This window comes from Acinetobacter sp. NPDC052428 (assembly GCF_044547685.1).
Taxonomy (GTDB): Bacteria; Pseudomonadota; Gammaproteobacteria; order Pseudomonadales; family Moraxellaceae; genus Acinetobacter; species Acinetobacter lwoffii_G.
Map to the genome: position 1 here is coordinate 41,989 of NZ_JBIUAT010000008.1, position 18,304 is coordinate 60,292.

An 18,304-nucleotide genomic window follows, 5' to 3' on the forward strand; every position below is an offset into this window, starting at 1 on the left:
AGAAGGATCCTACAATGTTTGAGAAGATTTTAATTGCCAACCGTGGTGAAATTGCCTGCCGTGTGATTCGTACAGCGAAGAAATTAGGAATTGCCACCGTTGCCGTCTACTCCGATGCCGATGCTCAGGCACAACATGTGAAACTGGCCGATGAAGCGATCTATATTGGTGAATCGCCAGCAGCACAAAGTTATTTGCAAATTGATCGCATTATTCAGGCAGCCAAAAACACTGGTGCCCAGGCGATTCACCCCGGTTATGGTTTCCTGTCCGAAAATGACCAGTTTGCCTTGGCCTGTCAGGACAACAATATTGTCTTTATTGGCCCGCCAGTCGATGCCATTCTGGCAATGGGTCTAAAGGCCACCTCTAAAGCGCTGATGGAAAAAGCCGGTGTGCCTCTAACCCCCGGCTATCATGGTACCAATCAGGATGCCGACTTCCTGAAACAGCAGGCAGACAATATTGGCTATCCGGTACTGATCAAGGCCAGTGCCGGCGGTGGCGGTAAAGGCATGCGTCTGGTGGAACGCAGCGAAGATTTTCTTAGCTCGCTTGCTTCATGCAAGAGTGAAGCACGTTCAAGTTTTGGCAATGAAGACGTTCTGATTGAACGTTATGTGATTCAGCCACGTCATATTGAGGTGCAAGTATTTGGTGATACCCACGGCAATTATGTGCATCTGTTCGAACGTGATTGCTCGGTACAGCGTCGCCACCAGAAAGTGCTAGAAGAAGCGCCTGCACCGAAAATGCCGGAAGACAAACTGGAGGCGATGCGTCAGGCGGCAATCGATGCTGCGCGTGCAGTAAATTATGTCGGTGCCGGTACAGTCGAGTTTATCGTGGAGCAAGACGGCACAGCTTACTTCATGGAAATGAACACCCGTCTTCAGGTTGAACATCCAGTGACTGAAATGATTACCGGACAGGATCTGGTGGAATGGCAACTGCGCGTGGCTTTTGGTGAGCCTTTACCGAAGCAGCAGCATGAGTTGCAGATTCACGGTCATGCACTCGAAGCCCGGGTCTATGCCGAAGAACCGGAAAAAGGCTTTATTCCTGCGATTGGTCAGATCAGCTACCTGCATTATCCGAAGCAAAGTGACTGTGTACGTGTCGATAGCGGTATTGTCGAAGGCGACGAGATCAGCACCTATTATGATCCGATGATTGCCAAACTGATTGTCTGGGGCAAAAACCGTGAAGCAGCCTTAACCCAGATGCACCATGCACTGGGTCAGTTCCATGTTGATGGTCTGGGCAATAACATTGCTTTCCTGGATCGACTGGTTCTCTGTGACTCGTTTAAAAATGCACATTTAGATACCGGCCTGATTCAGCGTGAAGAAGAATTTCTGCTCAAACCTTCTGCGGATATCAGTGCCGAACTGGTGGTCAGTGCCGCACTGATTGAACTACTTTCACGTCAGGCACAGAATCCTGCTCCAAACAATCCGGTGTGGCAGCTGCAAGAATTCTGGCGTCTAAATCAGCAAAATAGCCATACAGTGCAATTACAACGCAATGGCATTAACCTGAAAATTCAGTTCAGCACCCAAGATCAAGGCTTTGTCGCCAGCTATAACGGTCAGCAAATTCAAATTCAGGGTCAGCTCGTCGATGCCCATACTTTAGCGTTACAACTGGCGGGTAAACAGCAAAAACTGGCTTTTAGCCAGACTGAGCAAGGCATTACCCTATTCCAGAATGGTCAAAGCTATAAGTTCAATTACCTGAAGTCTGATTTTAATAATCAGGATGAACAAGGCACGGAAAATAACCTGATCGCGCCAATGCCAGGCGTCATTACCCAGGTGCTCGTGGCAGCCAATGACAAAGTCAAAAAAGATGATGTGCTGATGACGCTGGAAGCCATGAAGATCGAATACTCGATTCGCGCACCGCATGACGGCATCATCGCAAGCTCATATTTCCAGAAGGGTGATCAGGTTAAAGCCGGTGATGAACTGGTCGAGTTCCAGCCGCTGGCGGAGGAAGTGGCATGACGAATTTTGTCAAAATCGTAGAAGTCGGGCCACGCGATGGCCTGCAAAATGAAAAAACACCTTTGACATTGGATGACCGGAAAAACCTGATTTTGGACCTGATGAAAACCGGTCTACAGTCCATCGAAGTCGGCTCCTGCGTTTCAGCCAAATGGGTACCGCAAATGGCAGACAGTGATGTGCTCTTTGCCAGCCTACCCCAAGATCCGAATATTCAGTTCAGTCTGCTGACCCCAAATCTGAAAGGTTTTGAATCGGCACTGGCTGTGGGTTGCAAAGAAGTCGCGGTATTTACCGCTGCTTCTGAAAGCTTTACCCGCAAGAATATCAACTGCTCGATTGATGAAAGCTTCGAGAAGTTTGCCGATGTCATGGCAGCAGCCAAAGCCAATGATATTAAGGTGCGCGGCTATGTCTCCTGCATGGTGGACTGTCCTTATGAAGGTGCTATTGATCCGAAGCAGGTGGTGAAAGTCACCCAGCGTTTGCTGGAGATGGGCTGCTATGAAGTGTCATTGGGTGAAACCATTGGCACAGCAACACCGGATCGGGTGAAAAATGTCTGGGATGCTTGTCTGGCTGAACTTGATGCCAAAGTGTTGGCGGGACATTTCCATAATACCTACGGCATGGCAATCGCCAATATTTACCAGTCTTTACTTCAAGGCATTCGGGTCTTTGATTCCTCCATTGCCGGCTTAGGTGGCTGCCCTTATGCCAAAGGCGCTTCAGGCAATGTTTCAACTGAAGACCTGTATTACCTGCTCTCGAATATGGGCTTTCAAACCGGTATTCAGCTAGACGCCCTGATGCAGGCCAGCCGTAATATCAGTGAAGTCTTGCAGCGCAACAATCCATCCAATTATGCCAATGCCTATTGGCAAAAAGCCTGTGCTTGAAAATAAACTTGCTTGAGCAAAATGCTCTTAAGCAAACCATAAGGATATAAGCAGCAGATTGAAGTCTGCTACAACAATAATAGAGGTGACAAGATGTCAAACAAGGTTTATGACAGCGCTCAATCCGCCTTAAAGGATGTGGTGCAAGATGGTCATAGCCTGGCCGTTGGTGGTTTTGGCCTATGTGGTATTCCGGAAGCTTTGATCGCAGCTTTAAAAGAAACAGGTGCTAAGCAACTCACGTGTATTTCCAACAATGCCGGCGTAGACGGCTTCGGTCTCGGACTTCTGCTGGAAACCAAACAGATTAAAAAAATGATTTCCTCTTATGTCGGTGAAAATAAGGAATTCGAACGTCAATATTTAAATGGCGAACTGGAAGTTGAACTTACTCCACAAGGGACTTTGGCAGAAAAATTACGTGCTGGCGGTGCCGGTATTCCGGCTTTTTATACGGCGACGGGTGTCGGAACCGTGATTGCTGAAGGTAAGGATGAACGTGAATTTAATGGCAAGTCTTACATTCTGGAAGAATCTTTAACAGCTGATGTTGCTCTGGTTAAAGCCTATAAGGCCGATAAAGCCGGCAACCTGATTTTCCGTAAAACCGCCCAGAACTTTAATCCGGTCTGTGCCATGGCCGGCAAAATTACCATTGCTGAAGTCGAAGAGATTGTCGAAATTGGCGTGCTGGATCCGGACGAAATCCATCTTCCGGGAATTTATGTGAACCGGATAGTCCTGAATGCTCAACCGGAAAAACGTATTGAACAGATGACTTTAAAGGCGGAGGCTTGATCATGGCTTGGACACGTAATGAAATGGCGCAGCGCGCGGCACAAGAGCTTGAAGATGGTTTCTACGTCAATCTAGGGATTGGCCTGCCGACGCTAGTCGCGAACTATATTCCGGAAAATATCAATGTCTGGCTGCAGTCGGAAAATGGCCTGCTGGGGATTGGCGAATTTCCAATCGAGGAGACAGTGGATGCCGACCTGATCAATGCCGGTAAACAGACGGTTACCGCGCGTAAAGGTGCTTCATTTTTCTCAAGTGCCGACTCCTTTGCCATGATCCGTGGCGGTCATGTCAATATTGCCATTCTGGGTGCTATGGAAGTGTCCGAAACTGGTGATCTGGCCAACTGGATGATTCCAGGCAAAAAGGTCAAAGGCATGGGCGGTGCCATGGATCTGGTCGCGGGTGTACAAAAGGTCGTGGTCTTGATGGAACACTGCGCCAAAGATGGTACACCTAAGATAGTTCCAGAATGTAGTCTGCCGCTGACCGGCCAGGCTGTGGTGAACCGGATTATTACCGATCTCGGTGTACTGGATGTTACTCCTGATGGAATTCGACTGGTTGAACTGGCACCAGAGGTAAGTTTTGAAGAGATTCAAAAAGTCACGGGGGTAGCGCTACTACGTAACGCTGCCTGATCCAGCCAGCCCTTAAGAATGAAGCATCTTAAGGGCTTTTTTATATATAGCTGTTTCATTTCAAAATAATAATCGCAGAATAAATGGATTTTAATCATGCAAACTCAACAAAATATTTTGCAGCGCTTCGCCTTGCGCGTCAGCGACTGGTCTGAAAAATGGTTTCCGGATTCTTATATTTTTGCCCTGCTTGGCGTCATCATTGTGGCGATTGCCGCCATCGGAATTGGTGCACCCGCACAGGATGTCGCGATTTCCTTTGGAGACGGCTTCTGGAGCCTGATTCCCTTTACCTTGCAGATGTGCATGCTGATCGTGGTCGGTTATGTGGTTTCCGTATCTAAGCCTGTCCAGCTTCTGATCCAGAAAATGGCGCGCCTGCCACATTCCGGTCGTGGTGCGATTGTCCTGGTCGCCACGGTCAGCCTGTTAATTTCTCTGATTAATTGGGCCATGAGTACTGTACTGACTGCACTCCTAGTGATTGCACTGGCACAGCGTAAAGAGCTTAACATGGATTACCGCGCTGCTGCGGCTGCCGCGATTATCGGGATGGGTGCGACCTGGGCACTGGGCATCAGTTCTTCAGCTGCACAGTTACAGGCCAATAAAAGCAGTCTGCCTGAACCGATTTATAATCTGACGGGCGTGATTCCATTTACCGAAACCATTTTCCTGCCGCAATCCATGATCATGACGGCGGTACTGATTGTAGCTTCAATTGCGATTGCTTACTGGTCAGCACCTAAAGGGTCTGACATTAAAACCATTGAGCACTTCCCGATTCAGATTGAAGAAGAAAAACCGGAAGTATCTGCCGAAAAAAGACCGGGGGATTGGCTGGAAAATTCACCCATTTTAAGCATTCTGATTGTGATTCTGGGCGCAGTCTGGATGTTTAACGAATTTTCCAAAAGCAATCCGATTCTGGCCATTTCCAGCTTAAATACCTATAACTTTATCTTCCTGATTTTGGGCGTGGCCTTACACGGTACACCGCGAAATTTCCTGAATGCGGTATCCAAAGCCGTACCCGCCATTTCTGGGGTACTGATCCAGTTTCCGCTGTATGGCAGTATTGCCTTTATGATGACCAATGCGCTAAACCCGGCCGATCTGTCATTGTCACATTACATTGCCGAGTTCTTTGTTTCCATTGCCTCGCAGGAAACCTTTGCCATTGTGATGGGCTTATACTCGGCGATTCTGGGTTTCTTTATTCCTTCTGGCGGAGGGAAATGGATTATCGAAGCGCCCTATGTGATGCAGGCTGCGCATGACCTGAAAGTGCATCTGGGCTGGTCGGTACAGATTTATAATGCGGCAGAAGCCTTGCCGAATCTGATTAATCCATTCTTTATGCTTCCGATGTTGGGTATCCTGAAATTAAAAGCCAAAGATGTGATTGGATTTACGGTGACCCAGTTGATTTTCCATCTGCCTTTGGTACTGTTCCTGCTATGGTTCCTTGGTCGGACATTGACTTATAGCCCGCCGGTATTTTCTTAATTTAAGATAATAAAAAAGGACGAAGATTCGTCCTTTTTTATTTAGGCTGCTCTCTTAATTTCCTGTCTTCTCAACCACACCTTCATCATCTACTTCACGCACAATTCCCGTTTCAGTATTCACGACCTCAAAGGTCACGCGACGGTTCTGAAACTGTCCGGCAGGTGTCGCATTGGGTTCAACCGGCTGATCCTCTCCCATTCCAACCGCCTGTAATTGTGCAGGATCGACACCTTTTTGCACGAGATAACTGGTAATCGCCTGAGCGCGCTGTACGGACAGCACCTTATTTTCTGCTTCGCTGCCCTGAGCATCAGCATGTCCTTTAACTTTCAGGATAACTTGTGGTGCACGTTGTAATAATGCAGCAGCTTGATCCAGCACCAATTTATTGACTTCCGGAACTTCAGTCGATGCCGTATCAAAATTAATGATCTGTAAATTCAGTGCAGTCGCCACATCCAGTGCTTTAACATTATCGGTCTTGATACTGGCCAAAGCTTGTTCTGCTTCGCTATTGGCAGTATTAATCACGTCACTTCTATTGAGCGGCTGTTGGGTAACCACAGTGACATTTTTGGCCAGACTACGAATTTGTGCTGCCAGACGCTCAGCCTCTGCATTGGTTGCTGCACGTACCGAAACCTGATTGCCAATCCAGTCCAGTGACACATTTGGCATCCCCTGAAGCGCTTTCAATACTGATGGAATGGTATCCTGATCAATAAATTCTGAATGGTAAATCTCACTGCTCAGCGCGCCACAACCAATATTATAATTAAAGATCTGTTTGATCTCGTTTTGCAGAATTTCCATATACTGCGGATTATTCAGCTGTAATTGGCAACTGACAATTTCGCCATTGCTGCCGGTACTTAATCGCAAGGATGCAGGCTGAGCTGCGGCAACTTCACTGGTCGCTTGGGTATTTGAATCTTCAACATCATCCTGCATACAGCTGCGAACCAAAAACAGGATCAAACCCGCCAGGATCAGAAAAATAATAAACGGCCATAAAAAGCCGGTTTTTCTCTCTTCCTGAACAATGATGGTCTGCTCCGCCAATACAGGTTCCTGATTTAAATTCTGCCCTGCCAAGGGTGAAACTCCAAGCGCTGCCAGAATAGGTCCAGCCCAAACGGATAATGCGCGCTGAATCGAATCGGCGTGGGTTTCCAGCAAATGGCTAATCGCTTCCGGAGTTGAAGCACCTGCTTCGGTCTGTAAAAAATTCATGGTCGGTACAATTGACCGGTTCAAGGTATGCTCTATTTCGTCTTGCGGCGCGCTCTGATCCAATTGATCGAGAAACTGCTGCTTGAGTGCCGGATTTGCATTGAATAATTCATGAATTTTTGGATTAAGTTGCTGACCAAGATTCTCAATCCAGGCGGGACGTGCACGCAATATACTTAAAAATATGGGATAGAATTGAGCCAAAGCTTGATCTTTAGCAAACAAATGCTCGGTTTCACCTTGAAGCACAATCGCTGTAACATCGCTTTTTAAGCGTTCTATAAAATCTATATTCATAATCGTCACCATTCTTTTGATTTTTCTAATGTTTAATATTTAATCAGTGTAACGATCCCTATTTTTTGAAAATGTAAATAATTGTATGAATATCATAAAGTTTCACTGTTTTTGTTAAGTACTCATTTTACTGACACAGAATTCAAAAAATAAAAAAAGCCAGCCGAAGCTGACTTTTATAAAATTGATATTACTTAAGCAGCAAAAGTTTGAACAACTTTACCCAGCACTTTTTGATTAATTAGCGGGGTATTTTTACCTTGTGACACGATGCTTTCTTTATTAAGGGTCCATTCCAGTTCCGGATCTAGCAGCACCCAGCCTGATTCATTTACCCAGCGATCTGCCATTTGTGCAACACGAGCCGGAGCTAAGGTCACTTTTTCCACCCATTCCAGTGGAGTCAACAACCCCTCACGAATCAGTTGCAGACCAAAAGGCACATAGGTATCAAAAGCAGTGAATCCTGGCTGCGTTTCAGCAAACGGCGCCATTTTCGCAGAGCTGCTCAGCGGTTCATGATGGGTACAAATCGCATCAATTACGCCTGATTTCACACCCTGACGAAGTAATTCTTTATCCTGCTCAGAACGAAGCGGCGGACGCACATGTGCAAGAGAGTTAAATCCATCAATCAAATGATCGGTCAGATGTAACTGATGCATGGCCACATCACAGGTCACCGGTAAGCCTTTTTCCTTGGCAATACGAATGAGTTCCACCGAAGCACCGCCAGACAACAGACCAAAGTGTGCTCGCACTTTGGTTGCTTCAATCATCAACAGATATTTGGCAATCGCCACAGTTTCAGCCAGTGCCGGAATCATCGGCAAACCCTGACGTGAAGCAATAAAGCCTTCATGTACACAGCCGTCTTTGGCAATTTGTGGTTCTTCGGCATAAAACACCACCGTCAGGTCTAAGCCTGCAGCATATTCAAGTGTACGCAGTACCACGTCATCATTGGCAAACGGCGCACTGGCATTGGAAACGGCAGTACAACCGCCCTTTTTCAAGCCTGCCATATTTGCTGGTTGTTGACCATTTAAGCCTTGGGTTTGCGCACCAATCACTTGAAGATAGATACCACCATCCAGCATGGCTTTTTCAACCAGGCCGTGAATCAGTGCACCATTGTCTTGTACGATTGGCTTTGAATCGGGTGGCGTAAATACGTGCAAAATACCATTTTCACGAGCCGCTTTCCCTTCAGACTTAAGCGTACCGTGTTGCTGTTGACCTGGTTCACGTAAACGCGCACACAAATCGACCATGGTTGGCATCAACCATTTGCCTTGACCATCTATCGTTTCAGAGACATCTGCTGTTTCTGCAACGAATTTTCCATTTTCCAGATACACGGTCTGGATAGAATTAGTGTTTTGGATTGGATCAAGAACACGGACATTTTCAATTTTTACAATAGTCATGACTTATTCCTTAACCCGCAATCGCTTCAATCAAACCTTGTTCTTGTAACTGGCCTTGCATCGATAAAGCCAACACCGCCATACGCACGGCAATACCATTGGTCACCTGCTTCAAAATCACAGATTGCGGACCATCCGCAATACTTGAGTCGATTTCAACGCCGCGGTTCATTGGTCCCGGATGCATCACGATACAATCCGGTTTGGCCATGGCAAGACGTTCTTTATTCAAGCCATACATTTTGTAGAACTCTGCTTGCGAGGCCAGTGCCGGAGAATCAATACGCTCGTTTTGAATACGTAAGGTAATGATCACGTCGCAGTCTTTGATGCCGTCTTCCATATTGTTAAATAGACGAACACCAACGCCATATTCTTCAAAACCCAATGGCAGCAAGGTATTCGGTGCAATCACCCGGATATCCTGGCAACCTAAAGTTTGCAAGGCAGCCACATCTGAACGCGCGACACGTGAATGCTTGATATCGCCAATAATGGCAATCGACATTTCTTCGAATTTTTTATTGGTTTCGCGGCGAATGGTCAGCATGTCCAGCATCGCTTGAGTCGGATGCGCATGACGGCCATCACCGGCATTAATAATTGCCACTGTTGGACAGACATCCTTGGCAATAAAATGCGCTGCCCCTGAAGATGAATGACGCACCACGAAAATATCGGCCGCCATGGCTTCCAGATTCCATAACGTGTCACGCAGGGTTTCACCTTTGGAAGTACTCGAACGGGCAATATCGATATTGAGAACATTGGCAGAAAGGCGCTTGGCAGCGGCTTCAAAGGTGGTACGGGTACGGGTAGAATTTTCGAAGAACAGGTTCATCACCGTTTTGCCTTCAAGCAAATTATTGGTGATCAGCTGATTTTGGTCATTAAAAAAGGACTGCGCAGTGTCCAATATTTTTGTCAGGGTTTCTTTAGAAAGACCTTCGATGGTCAAGAAGTGTTTTAGATTACCTTCTTTATTGAGTTGAATCTGGCTCGGTGTATGCAATGCCGCCAAGTGCATGAGAGATTCCTTATGCGTTAAGTCAACATATTATACAGAGATTGGCGAATTTTTATAGTTGGCCATGCTGCTACTTGTACAAAAAGCATCTGAACAATAAAAATAAAAAATCAGATTCCTTTGTATTTTTTCAATAAGATAATTTAACCTAATTTGCATCTTGCTGATTTTAAGTACAAAACCAACGGGCGCTTCAGTCTGGAGCCTTCACACCCATCTCAGGTTTAACGCAGTGCACCAATATAACGATGTGACACCTGTGCACGATAGATATCGTCTTCATCCGGTTCGACCGAGAGTAATTCCTCCTGCGCTGCCGGCTGACTATATTCTGCCTGTGATGGCGGAGATGTTAGCGGCAAATCCAAGACCATATTCAATCGTCCAATCAAACGGCTCAACTCGGGATCTTGAGTCTGCTCTGCCAGTTGAATCACATGCCGGGCATAGTCGGTATTTTCTGCCAGATAGATGGCATCAATCACCCGGCCCGAGACCCGTCTTAAACGGGCATAAATTAAAGTGGCCACTGAAAAAGCGTCATGGTTGCGTAACTGATTCTCTAACATCTTAACCCCCATTATAAAATTGAAAAATCAGGCAGCCATCGCTCCCCATCGACTGACCGCCTGATTTGCTGTTTATAGAGCAAAATGCGTACCAGTTTCTCAATTTATAGCGTGAATATTATTTTTCTCTATCACATGCCACGGCCTTTCAGAGAATTTCAAAAGCTTTCAATATAAAAATACGGTAAACTTAGCGCAGTTTTTTATTTATCTTTTTTGGTCTCTCTATTATATGAATACCTCTCCACGTTTAAGCAATTATTGGGTCACCTGTGCCGATGGTCTGGAAACCTTACTAGAAGAAGAAATACAAGGCTTAGGTGTTCAGAATATTGAGCGTTTTCCAGGCCGGCTAACCTTTAAAGGCACACTGGAAAATGCTTATCGTATCTGCATGTGGTCACGCTTGGCTTCACGTGTCTTGATGCCGATCCACACGCATGAAATTGAATTTTCTCACGATGCGCGTGATGTGGCAGAAGAATTATATGAAGGGGCTCTCAGCTTTGACTGGTCGCTGATTTTTGCACCACAAAGTACCTTTGCGATTCGTTTGCATGTCGAGCGTGATATCAAGGTCAATACCCAGTTTGCGACTTTACGTGCCAAAGATGGTGTGGTGGATTCCTTTATGGAAGCGGTGGGCAAACGTCCAAGCATTGATACCAAACAACCTGAAATCACCATGTATATTCTGGCAGGCAAGAAAGAACATACTTACTGCCTGGACCTGTCTGGCGACTCTTTGCATAAACGCGGTTATCGCCGTTTCATGACTGACGCCCCGATCAAGGAAAACCTGGCCGCTGCAATTCTGCAAAAAGGTCAGCTTAAACAGATTAATCCGGACATCATTGTCGATCCAATGTGTGGTTCAGGAACGTTTATCATTGAATCATTAATGATTTTGACTGACCGTGCGCCTGGTCTGGTCCGTCGTTTCGGTTTTAATGGCTGGAATGGTCATGATCATGAACTCTGGATGGGCATTAAAGCTGAAGCAGCTGAACGCCATCAAGCGGCAATGGAAAATCCATTACCTCAATTCTATGCCTTCGATGCAGACTGGGAAGCTGTAAAAGCGACACGTCAAAATATCATCGCGGCAGGTTTTGAAGCAGCTCTCGACAATATCATGATCGAAGAACGGACTTTAAATGACTGGCCAGATTTCCATGCGGAAGGCAAGAAAGTATTCTTCGTGACCAACCCGCCTTATGGTGAACGTCTCGGTGATAAAGCCCAGAACCGTTCTTTATACCTCGGTTTATCAGCTTTACTGCAAAAGAATTTCCCGAATCAAAAAGCGGCAGTGATTGCATCCCAAGTGGAACAGGCCGATGTGCTGGCGTTCAATGATCCGCAAATCCTGCGTTTGATGAATGGTAAATTGCCGATTTATATCCGCTTCGGTACGGTTAAACCTGCGGCGGTGGTACGTCCATTCCTAGAAAGCTGGCAGCCTCAGCAGTTTGAGCCGATTGAAGGTGCGATGGAGTTTGCCAACCGTCTGACCAAAAACATGCAAGCTCTAAAAAAATGGGCAGTCAAGGAACAGATCCATTGTTTACGTCTCTATGATGCAGACTTGCCTGATTTCAATGTCGCAGTAGATTTGTATGGCGAGCGTTTTCATGTACAAGAATATGCGCCACCAAAAACCATTGATCCGGAAAAAGCCAAGAAACGTTTCAACCTGGCCTTACAGGCCATTCGTGCCGTGACCGGTTTGGGCCGTGATGCGATCTTTATCAAGACCCGTGCACGTCAGGAAGGTAAAAACCAGTACACCAAACAAAGTACAGCATCCAAGCGTTTTATCGTTCAGGAAGGTCAAGCCAAGATTCTGGTCAACCTGACCGATTATCTGGATACCGGTCTGTTTCTGGATCACCGTCAAATGCGTTTGCGTATTGCCCGTGAGGCCAAAGGCAAACACTTCCTGAACCTGTACAGCTATACCTCAACGGCAAGTTTACATGCTGCTTTGGGTGGTGCTGCAAGTACCACCAGTGTCGATCTGTCGAATACTTATTTGAACTGGTCGAAGGAAAACTTCGTGCTGAACGGTTTAACCGTAGATCACGCTGATGAACAACACCAGTTCTTTGCCTCTGACTGTTTCGAATGGCTGAAAGAAGGCCATGAGCAATATGAGCTGATCTTTATCGATCCGCCAACCTTCTCCAACTCGAAGAAATTCTCCGGGACTTTTGACGTACAGCGTGACCATTTATCCCTGTTAAAACGTGCCATGAACCGCTTAACAACAGATGGTACTTTGTATTTCTCAAATAACTATCGCGGTTTTGAGATGGATGAAGAAATTCTGGCGTTCTTTGATGTTGAAGAAATTACCCAAGAAACTATTGGTCCTGACTTTAAGCGCAATCAAAAGATTCACCGTGCCTGGAAAATCCGTCATCCACAAGTGTAATTTGATGATGAATTAACTGTCTTCATCACGATTGATATCTTCTTTATTTTTCCTGAGGTGAGTTTGAAGCAATGCTTTAAAGCTCGCCGCAAAAAATGAAAAGTGCTTTGATGAAGGAAGTTAAAAATAAGATTAAAAAAACCCAGCCTAGGCTGGGTTTTTTGTTGCAAGGAAAACCGGTTTAGTTCAGTTTCATTTTTTCGAAGATTAACTCACCTGCTTCAGCTTTCACTAGAATGGTATCGCCCGGCTGGAATTCTCCGCCCAGGATTTTCTGCGCCAGACCATTTTCAATACGCTGCTGGATTGCACGTTTCAGTGGACGTGCTCCATACAATGGATCAAAGCCAGCATCGATTAACTGATCGAAGGCAGTATCATCTACCGACAAGCGCATATCGCGTTCTGCCAGACGTTGACGCAAGCGATTCAACTGGATATCAGCAATACCGCGAATCTGATCTTTTTCCAGCGCATGGAACACTACCAGTTCATCAATACGGTTAATAAATTCCGGACGGAAATGTTCCGATACCGCATTCATCACCACCGTACGCACTTCTTCTTTAGTGGCATTACCGCCCAGTTCACGTACATCCTGCGAACCCAGGTTCGATGTCATGACAATGACCGAGTTTTTAAAGTCCACTACCCGACCTTGCGAGTCAGTCAAACGGCCATCATCCAGCACCTGTAGCAAGATGTTAAACACATCCGGATGCGCTTTTTCGACTTCATCGAACAAGATTACGCTATACGGTTTACGACGTACGGCTTCAGTCAGTACACCGCCTTCTTCATAGCCGACATAGCCCGGAGGCGCACCGACCAAACGGCTCACCGAATGTTTTTCCATAAATTCTGACATATCGATACGCACCATGGCATCATCGCTGTCAAACAGGAAATTTGCCAGAGCTTTGGTCAATTCTGTTTTACCCACACCCGTTGGACCCAGGAACAGGAAGGATCCACTTGGACGGTTTGGATCTGACAAGCCTGCACGTGAACGACGTACTGCATTGGATACCGCTACCACGGCTTCATCCTGACCCACTACACGGTTATGCAGGAATTCTTCCATATGCAGCAGCTTGTCACGCTCACCTTGCAACATTTTCGCAACCGGAATACCGGTGGCTGCACTGACCACTTCTGCAATTTCATTGTCAGTGACTTTATCACGTAGCAGTTTTGGCGCTTCGCTTTCTTCAGCTGCTTCAATACGTTCCAGCTGTTTTTGCAACTCCGGAATGACACCATATTGATACCGTGCTGCTTCAGCCAGATCACCTTCACGTTGCGCTTTGTCCAGTGCAATACGAGCCTGATCCAGTTTGATCTGTACATCTTTATTGCCTTCGACCAGCGCTTTATCTGCACGCCAGACTTCTTCCAGGTCATGATACTCTTTTTCAACTGTGGCGATCTGATCGGACAAGTATTGAATCTCAGCTTTGGCACCTGAGTCTTCATCTTTTTTCACCGCTTCCAGCTGCATTTTTAACTGAATCAGACGGCGTTCCAGTTTATCCAGAGCTTCTGGTTTAGAATCGAGTTCCATTTTGATGCGCGATGCTGCTTCATCAATCAGGTCAATAGCTTTATCCGGCAACTGACGGTCAGTGATATAACGATGTGACATTTTCGCAGCAGCAATAATGGCTGAATCCAGAATCTGTACCCCGTGATGGGTCGCATAGCGATCTTTCAGACCACGCAGAATCGCAATGGTATCTTCCACGCTTGGCTCATCCACCAGCACTTTCTGGAAACGACGTTCCAGCGCTGCATCTTTTTCAATATACTGACGATATTCATCCAGTGTGGTGGCACCGACACAGCGCAGTTCGCCACGGGCCAGCGCAGGTTTAAGCATATTGCCGGCATCCATCGCGCCATCACCTTTACCAGCACCCACCAGGGTATGCAACTCGTCGATAAACAGGATGATTTCGCCTTCGTGTTTGGCAATATCTTTCAGAACGGCTTTTAAGCGCTCTTCAAACTCACCGCGGTATTTGGCACCGGCCAGCAAAGAACCCAGATCAAGTGATAAAACACGTTTACCTTTGAGTCCTTCAGGCACTTCACCATTGATAATCCGCTGCGCCAGACCTTCGACGATTGCAGTTTTACCGACCCCTGGCTCACCGATGAGTACCGGGTTATTTTTGGTACGGCGTGATAAGACCTGAATGGTACGGCGGATTTCATCATCACGGCCAATCACAGGATCAAGCTTGCCTGCCAACGCACGTTCAGTTAAATCAATGGTGTACTTATTCAGTGAATCACGCTGATCTTCATGATTATTGCTCATGACTTTTTCATCGCCTCGAAATTGATTAATCACTTGGCCTAAAGTCTCTGCCTTTACGCCAATACTATTTAATAAGGTTTTGGTATTTCCGGTTTCTGCCAGCGCCAACAGCACCCAATCCGTAGATAAAAACTCATCTCCGGCTTTTTGCGCAAAGCTGTCTGCCAGATGCAATACTTTTGCCGCTTCAGGACTGAGGTTGATATCTGCTGATGGATTGGTCAGGGTTGCCGCATTGCTCAATGCTGTTTGCAGCTTGGTTTGTAGCTCACGCAGATTAGCACCGGCCTGTTGCAGCAGGCTGACATTGGATGCTTCATCCATCAAGGTGGCCAAGATATGGATCCCATCAATGGAGGTATGATCCTTACTCATGGCCAGCGATTGTGCATCGGAAAGGGTTTGCTGCAGGCGATTGGTAAATTTTTCAAAACGCATTCTTGTTATTCCTCACAACAAATTTTCTACTTGATGGATATATGGGTGCACTTGATAAAATTTCAAATCATTTTTATATATTTTTCAAAAACTTAATATAAACATTTAGACAGTCTTTAATAATAATATTGGTGTAATCAAATCATATTTCAAGTGAGGTTAGAAGAATTTTTAAGGTGAAGATAAACAATTCATATTTTATTTAATTTACTCTGCTATTTTTCAGCTTAGTAGAGAATAGAGAGATATTTTTAGTACGGTTGCAACCTTCCTAGTAATCGCAATACTTCACTCAAACCATGTTCTTTTTGCATCAAGGATCTTGGCGTTTGATGATTCAAAAGCTTGTTAGGTGAATTGATAAAATGGCGCATCCAGCTCAAGTCTCCACCATGCAAGCTAAATAACTTTTGATAGATATTTACTAAAGCTATAGCTTTTTCGCCTGCTGTAGTATCTGGTTCTAATTCTTTTTCATTTATAACCAGAGATAATTCCGCCTCAGATAAACCCAGAATCAATGCAAGTTCGAATTCTTTCAGTTGCAACTGCTCAGCTAAGTTGAATACTGCTATAGCTAATACTTGGGATTTAGAAATACCTGTTTCACTATTCATTTTTATCAAATCATCTTGATGCGTCTTATTTCGATTATGCTGCTTTTATTGTTTTCCGGCCATGTTGTTTATCATCAAATTTAATTTCTCATAAAATTAAAACACCCTCGCTTGGAGGGTGCTTTAAAATAACAACACCATGATTATGGTGCCGGATTCGGTTGCTGACGGTGAATTGCCTCAATACCTTTCAGTATTTCCTCAGACAGATCAATTTCAAATGCCTGAATATTTTCTTTCAGCTGATCCAGATTGGTGGCACCAATAATCGTACTGGTCACAAAGAACTGCTGCTTGATAAAGGCCAAAGCCAATTGAGTGAGACTTAAGCCATGCTGTTCTGCCAGCTGGGCATATTGCTCGGTTGCCCATTCACTTTGCGGATTGCTATAGCGGCTAAAGCGGGAGAATAGCGTTACACGTGCATTGGCAGGACGCGCACCATGACGGAATTTACTGGTCAGATAACCAAATGCCAAAGGTGAATACGCCAACAAACCTACATTTTCATATCGGGCAATTTCTGACATGCCAATTTCATAAGTACGGTTCAGCAGGTTATAGGGGTTTTGCACGCTGACGAATTTGGACAAACCTAATTTTTCTGCGAGATGCAGGAACTTCATCGTGCCCCACGGGGTTTCATTGGAAAGGCCTATATAACGGATACGACTTTTTTTAATTTCATACTGCAAGGCAGTCAGGGTTTCTTCGAGATCTGTGACGGCACGATTTTCTGCCGCTTCAGCATTGCCATAACCCAGCTTGCCAAAGAAATTGGTTGGGCGTTGCGGCCAGTGTAACTGATACAGATCAATATAATCCGTTTGCAGGCGTGACAACGACTGGTCAATCGCTGCTGAAATTTCATCGGCAACAAAACGGGTTTTTCCATCCCGAATATGACTACCACCTTGTGAGGGTCCGGCAATTTTTGAGGCTAAAAAAAGTTTGTCACGGCCACCACGTGCAGCGATCCAGTTCCCGATAATACGCTCGGTAGCACCTTGCGTTTCGGGTTTTGGCGGTACCGGGTACATTTCCGCAGTATCCCAGAAATACAGTCCCTGATCTAAGGCATAATCCAGTTGCTGAAAAGCCTGTTCTTGCGTGTTCTGCTCACCAAAGGTCATGGTGCCCAAACAAATTTCTGGCAAAAGAATGCCGGTATCCGCCAACGGTCTGAATTGCATAAAAACATCCTGTGAATTTTATTCAGTGAATTGAGATTAAGTGGGCTATAGCCTATCGGAATTATAAGGGAGACTTAAATCATCTTTTCTGAGAAGCTTGTTCTAAATTTTTATGTATTGAGTAATGACGCATAAAAAAAGCAAATCCGAAGATTTGCTTTTTAATATCTGGATTATTCGTCTATGGCACCATCTGCCACTGCTTCAGATGCTTCTTCTAATGAAGCATCAAAGATCAGGATGGCTTTACCATCGGTTTCGATCATGCCCTGCTCTTCCAGGGTTTTTAGTACACGTCCGACCATTTCGCGGGAACAGCCAACAATGCGACCAATTTCCTGACGGGTAATACGGATCTGACGACCATTTGGCAAAATCATCGCTTCTGGCTGTGAAGACAGGTCGATCAGACAACGTGCAATCCGGCCTGAAACATCAATAAATGCCAGATCAGTGACTTTACGTGTGGTATTTTTCAAACGACGTACTAATTGAGCAAATACCGCATAGCTCAGATCAGGATATTGCTTGCTGATTTCGTGAAAGTTTTCATAGGTAATTTCGGCAATTTCACACACATCACGCGTACGAACTTCCGCAGTACGTTGTGGATTAACCTCGAATAGACCCATTTCCCCAAAGAAGTCACCCGCATTTAAATAAGCCACGACAATTTCACGATCATCATCTTCACGAAGAATGATAGATACAGACCCCTTCAGAATTAAATATAAAGATTTAGATTCTGATCCTGCATCAATGATCGTGGTACGTTTTGGATAACGATTAATATATGCACGTTTTAACAGTGCTTTCACGGATTCTGGTAATTGCCCCGGAGAAAGCGCATCAGTGCTTAATTGTGAAAAGTTTGAAGTCAT

At 45.5% G+C, this 18,304-nt stretch carries 14 protein-coding genes; 6 read left to right on the forward strand and 8 right to left on the reverse strand.

Features of this window, described 5'->3' with window-relative positions:
• The first annotated feature begins 14 nt into the window (after positions 1-14).
• The 5 genes from ACIG3F_RS07110 to ACIG3F_RS07130 all read left to right on the forward strand — a co-directional run bounded on the left by ACIG3F_RS07110 (position 15) and on the right by ACIG3F_RS07130 (position 5,856).
• Positions 15-2,009: an acetyl/propionyl/methylcrotonyl-CoA carboxylase subunit alpha gene (locus ACIG3F_RS07110; protein ID WP_396469694.1), complete on the forward strand. Its 1,995-nt coding sequence runs from the start codon at positions 15-17 to the stop codon at positions 2,007-2,009.
• Positions 2,006-2,908 (forward strand): hydroxymethylglutaryl-CoA lyase, encoded by a 903-nt coding sequence (locus ACIG3F_RS07115; RefSeq protein ID WP_312585871.1) that lies wholly within the window; start codon positions 2,006-2,008, stop codon positions 2,906-2,908. Before ACIG3F_RS07110 ends, ACIG3F_RS07115 begins: the two co-directional genes overlap by 4 nt.
• 93 nt (positions 2,909-3,001) lie before the next feature.
• Positions 3,002-3,706 (forward strand): CoA transferase subunit A, encoded by a 705-nt coding sequence (locus ACIG3F_RS07120; protein ID WP_396469695.1) that lies wholly within the window; start codon positions 3,002-3,004, stop codon positions 3,704-3,706.
• 2 nt (positions 3,707-3,708) lie between these two features.
• Positions 3,709-4,347 carry a CoA transferase subunit B gene (locus ACIG3F_RS07125; protein ID WP_312585875.1) on the forward strand — a complete coding sequence of 213 codons (639 nt, stop codon included), beginning with the start codon at positions 3,709-3,711 and terminating at the stop codon, positions 4,345-4,347.
• Between the two features lie 96 nt (positions 4,348-4,443).
• Positions 4,444-5,856: a short-chain fatty acid transporter gene (locus ACIG3F_RS07130; RefSeq protein WP_004646585.1), complete on the forward strand. Its 1,413-nt coding sequence runs from the start codon at positions 4,444-4,446 to the stop codon at positions 5,854-5,856.
• A 54-nt stretch (positions 5,857-5,910) separates the two neighbouring features.
• On the opposite strand, the gene ACIG3F_RS07135 is transcribed toward ACIG3F_RS07130, so the two are convergent.
• From ACIG3F_RS07135 to ACIG3F_RS07150, 4 genes are all read right to left on the reverse strand, one after another.
• Positions 5,911-7,401 (reverse strand): OmpA family protein, encoded by a 1,491-nt coding sequence (locus ACIG3F_RS07135; RefSeq protein ID WP_396469696.1) that lies wholly within the window; start codon positions 7,399-7,401, stop codon positions 5,911-5,913.
• Between the two features lie 182 nt (positions 7,402-7,583).
• Entirely contained in the window at positions 7,584-8,819 is a 1,236-nt protein-coding gene (locus ACIG3F_RS07140) for an aspartate carbamoyltransferase (protein ID WP_396469697.1), read from the reverse strand.
• 10 nt (positions 8,820-8,829) lie between these two features.
• Positions 8,830-9,846, reverse strand: coding sequence for an aspartate carbamoyltransferase catalytic subunit (locus ACIG3F_RS07145; protein WP_396469698.1), 1,017 nt, complete (start codon positions 9,844-9,846; stop codon positions 8,830-8,832).
• A gap of 224 nt (positions 9,847-10,070) precedes the next feature.
• The gene (locus tag ACIG3F_RS07150; RefSeq protein ID WP_396469699.1) at positions 10,071-10,415 is read right to left on the reverse strand and encodes a hypothetical protein; all 345 of its coding nucleotides are present in this window, start codon (positions 10,413-10,415) and stop codon (positions 10,071-10,073) included.
• Between the two features lie 232 nt (positions 10,416-10,647).
• Here ACIG3F_RS07150 and rlmKL point away from each other — a divergent pair, with 232 nt between their 5' ends.
• Positions 10,648-12,852 (forward strand): bifunctional 23S rRNA (guanine(2069)-N(7))-methyltransferase RlmK/23S rRNA (guanine(2445)-N(2))-methyltransferase RlmL, encoded by a 2,205-nt coding sequence (rlmKL, locus tag ACIG3F_RS07155; RefSeq protein ID WP_396469700.1) that lies wholly within the window; start codon positions 10,648-10,650, stop codon positions 12,850-12,852.
• Between the two features lie 181 nt (positions 12,853-13,033).
• Here the strand turns inward: rlmKL and clpB are convergent, their stop codons facing one another.
• From clpB to crp, 4 genes are all read right to left on the reverse strand, one after another.
• Positions 13,034-15,613, reverse strand: a complete 2,580-nt coding sequence (gene clpB / locus ACIG3F_RS07160; RefSeq protein WP_396469701.1) for an ATP-dependent chaperone ClpB — start codon at positions 15,611-15,613, stop codon at positions 13,034-13,036.
• 251 nt (positions 15,614-15,864) lie between these two features.
• Positions 15,865-16,230: an antitoxin Xre/MbcA/ParS toxin-binding domain-containing protein gene (locus ACIG3F_RS07165; RefSeq protein WP_396469702.1), complete on the reverse strand. Its 366-nt coding sequence runs from the start codon at positions 16,228-16,230 to the stop codon at positions 15,865-15,867.
• Positions 16,231-16,373: 143 nt separating this feature from the next.
• Positions 16,374-17,423: an NADP(H)-dependent aldo-keto reductase gene (locus tag ACIG3F_RS07170; RefSeq protein WP_396469703.1), complete on the reverse strand. Its 1,050-nt coding sequence runs from the start codon at positions 17,421-17,423 to the stop codon at positions 16,374-16,376.
• A gap of 173 nt (positions 17,424-17,596) precedes the next feature.
• A complete protein-coding gene (gene crp, locus ACIG3F_RS07175; protein ID WP_004280141.1) occupies positions 17,597-18,304 on the reverse strand; it encodes a cAMP-activated global transcriptional regulator CRP in 708 nt (235 codons plus the stop codon).

Coding starts and splice junctions, on each gene's coding strand:
- ACIG3F_RS07110 (WP_396469694.1), top strand. CDS start 15: ATGTTTGAGAAGATTTTAATTGCCAACCGTGGTGAAATTGCCTGCCGT.
- ACIG3F_RS07115 (WP_312585871.1), top strand. CDS start 2,006: ATGACGAATTTTGTCAAAATCGTAGAAGTCGGGCCACGCGATGGCCTG.
- ACIG3F_RS07120 (WP_396469695.1), top strand. CDS start 3,002: ATGTCAAACAAGGTTTATGACAGCGCTCAATCCGCCTTAAAGGATGTG.
- ACIG3F_RS07125 (WP_312585875.1), top strand. CDS start 3,709: ATGGCTTGGACACGTAATGAAATGGCGCAGCGCGCGGCACAAGAGCTT.
- ACIG3F_RS07130 (WP_004646585.1), top strand. CDS start 4,444: ATGCAAACTCAACAAAATATTTTGCAGCGCTTCGCCTTGCGCGTCAGC.
- ACIG3F_RS07135 (WP_396469696.1), bottom strand. CDS start 7,401: ATGGTGACGATTATGAATATAGATTTTATAGAACGCTTAAAAAGCGAT.
- ACIG3F_RS07140 (WP_396469697.1), bottom strand. CDS start 8,819: ATGACTATTGTAAAAATTGAAAATGTCCGTGTTCTTGATCCAATCCAA.
- ACIG3F_RS07145 (WP_396469698.1), bottom strand. CDS start 9,846: ATGCACTTGGCGGCATTGCATACACCGAGCCAGATTCAACTCAATAAA.
- ACIG3F_RS07150 (WP_396469699.1), bottom strand. CDS start 10,415: ATGTTAGAGAATCAGTTACGCAACCATGACGCTTTTTCAGTGGCCACT.
- rlmKL (WP_396469700.1), top strand. CDS start 10,648: ATGAATACCTCTCCACGTTTAAGCAATTATTGGGTCACCTGTGCCGAT.
- clpB (WP_396469701.1), bottom strand. CDS start 15,613: ATGCGTTTTGAAAAATTTACCAATCGCCTGCAGCAAACCCTTTCCGAT.
- ACIG3F_RS07165 (WP_396469702.1), bottom strand. CDS start 16,230: ATGAATAGTGAAACAGGTATTTCTAAATCCCAAGTATTAGCTATAGCA.
- ACIG3F_RS07170 (WP_396469703.1), bottom strand. CDS start 17,423: ATGCAATTCAGACCGTTGGCGGATACCGGCATTCTTTTGCCAGAAATT.
- crp (WP_004280141.1), bottom strand. CDS start 18,304: ATGACTTCAAACTTTTCACAATTAAGCACTGATGCGCTTTCTCCGGGG.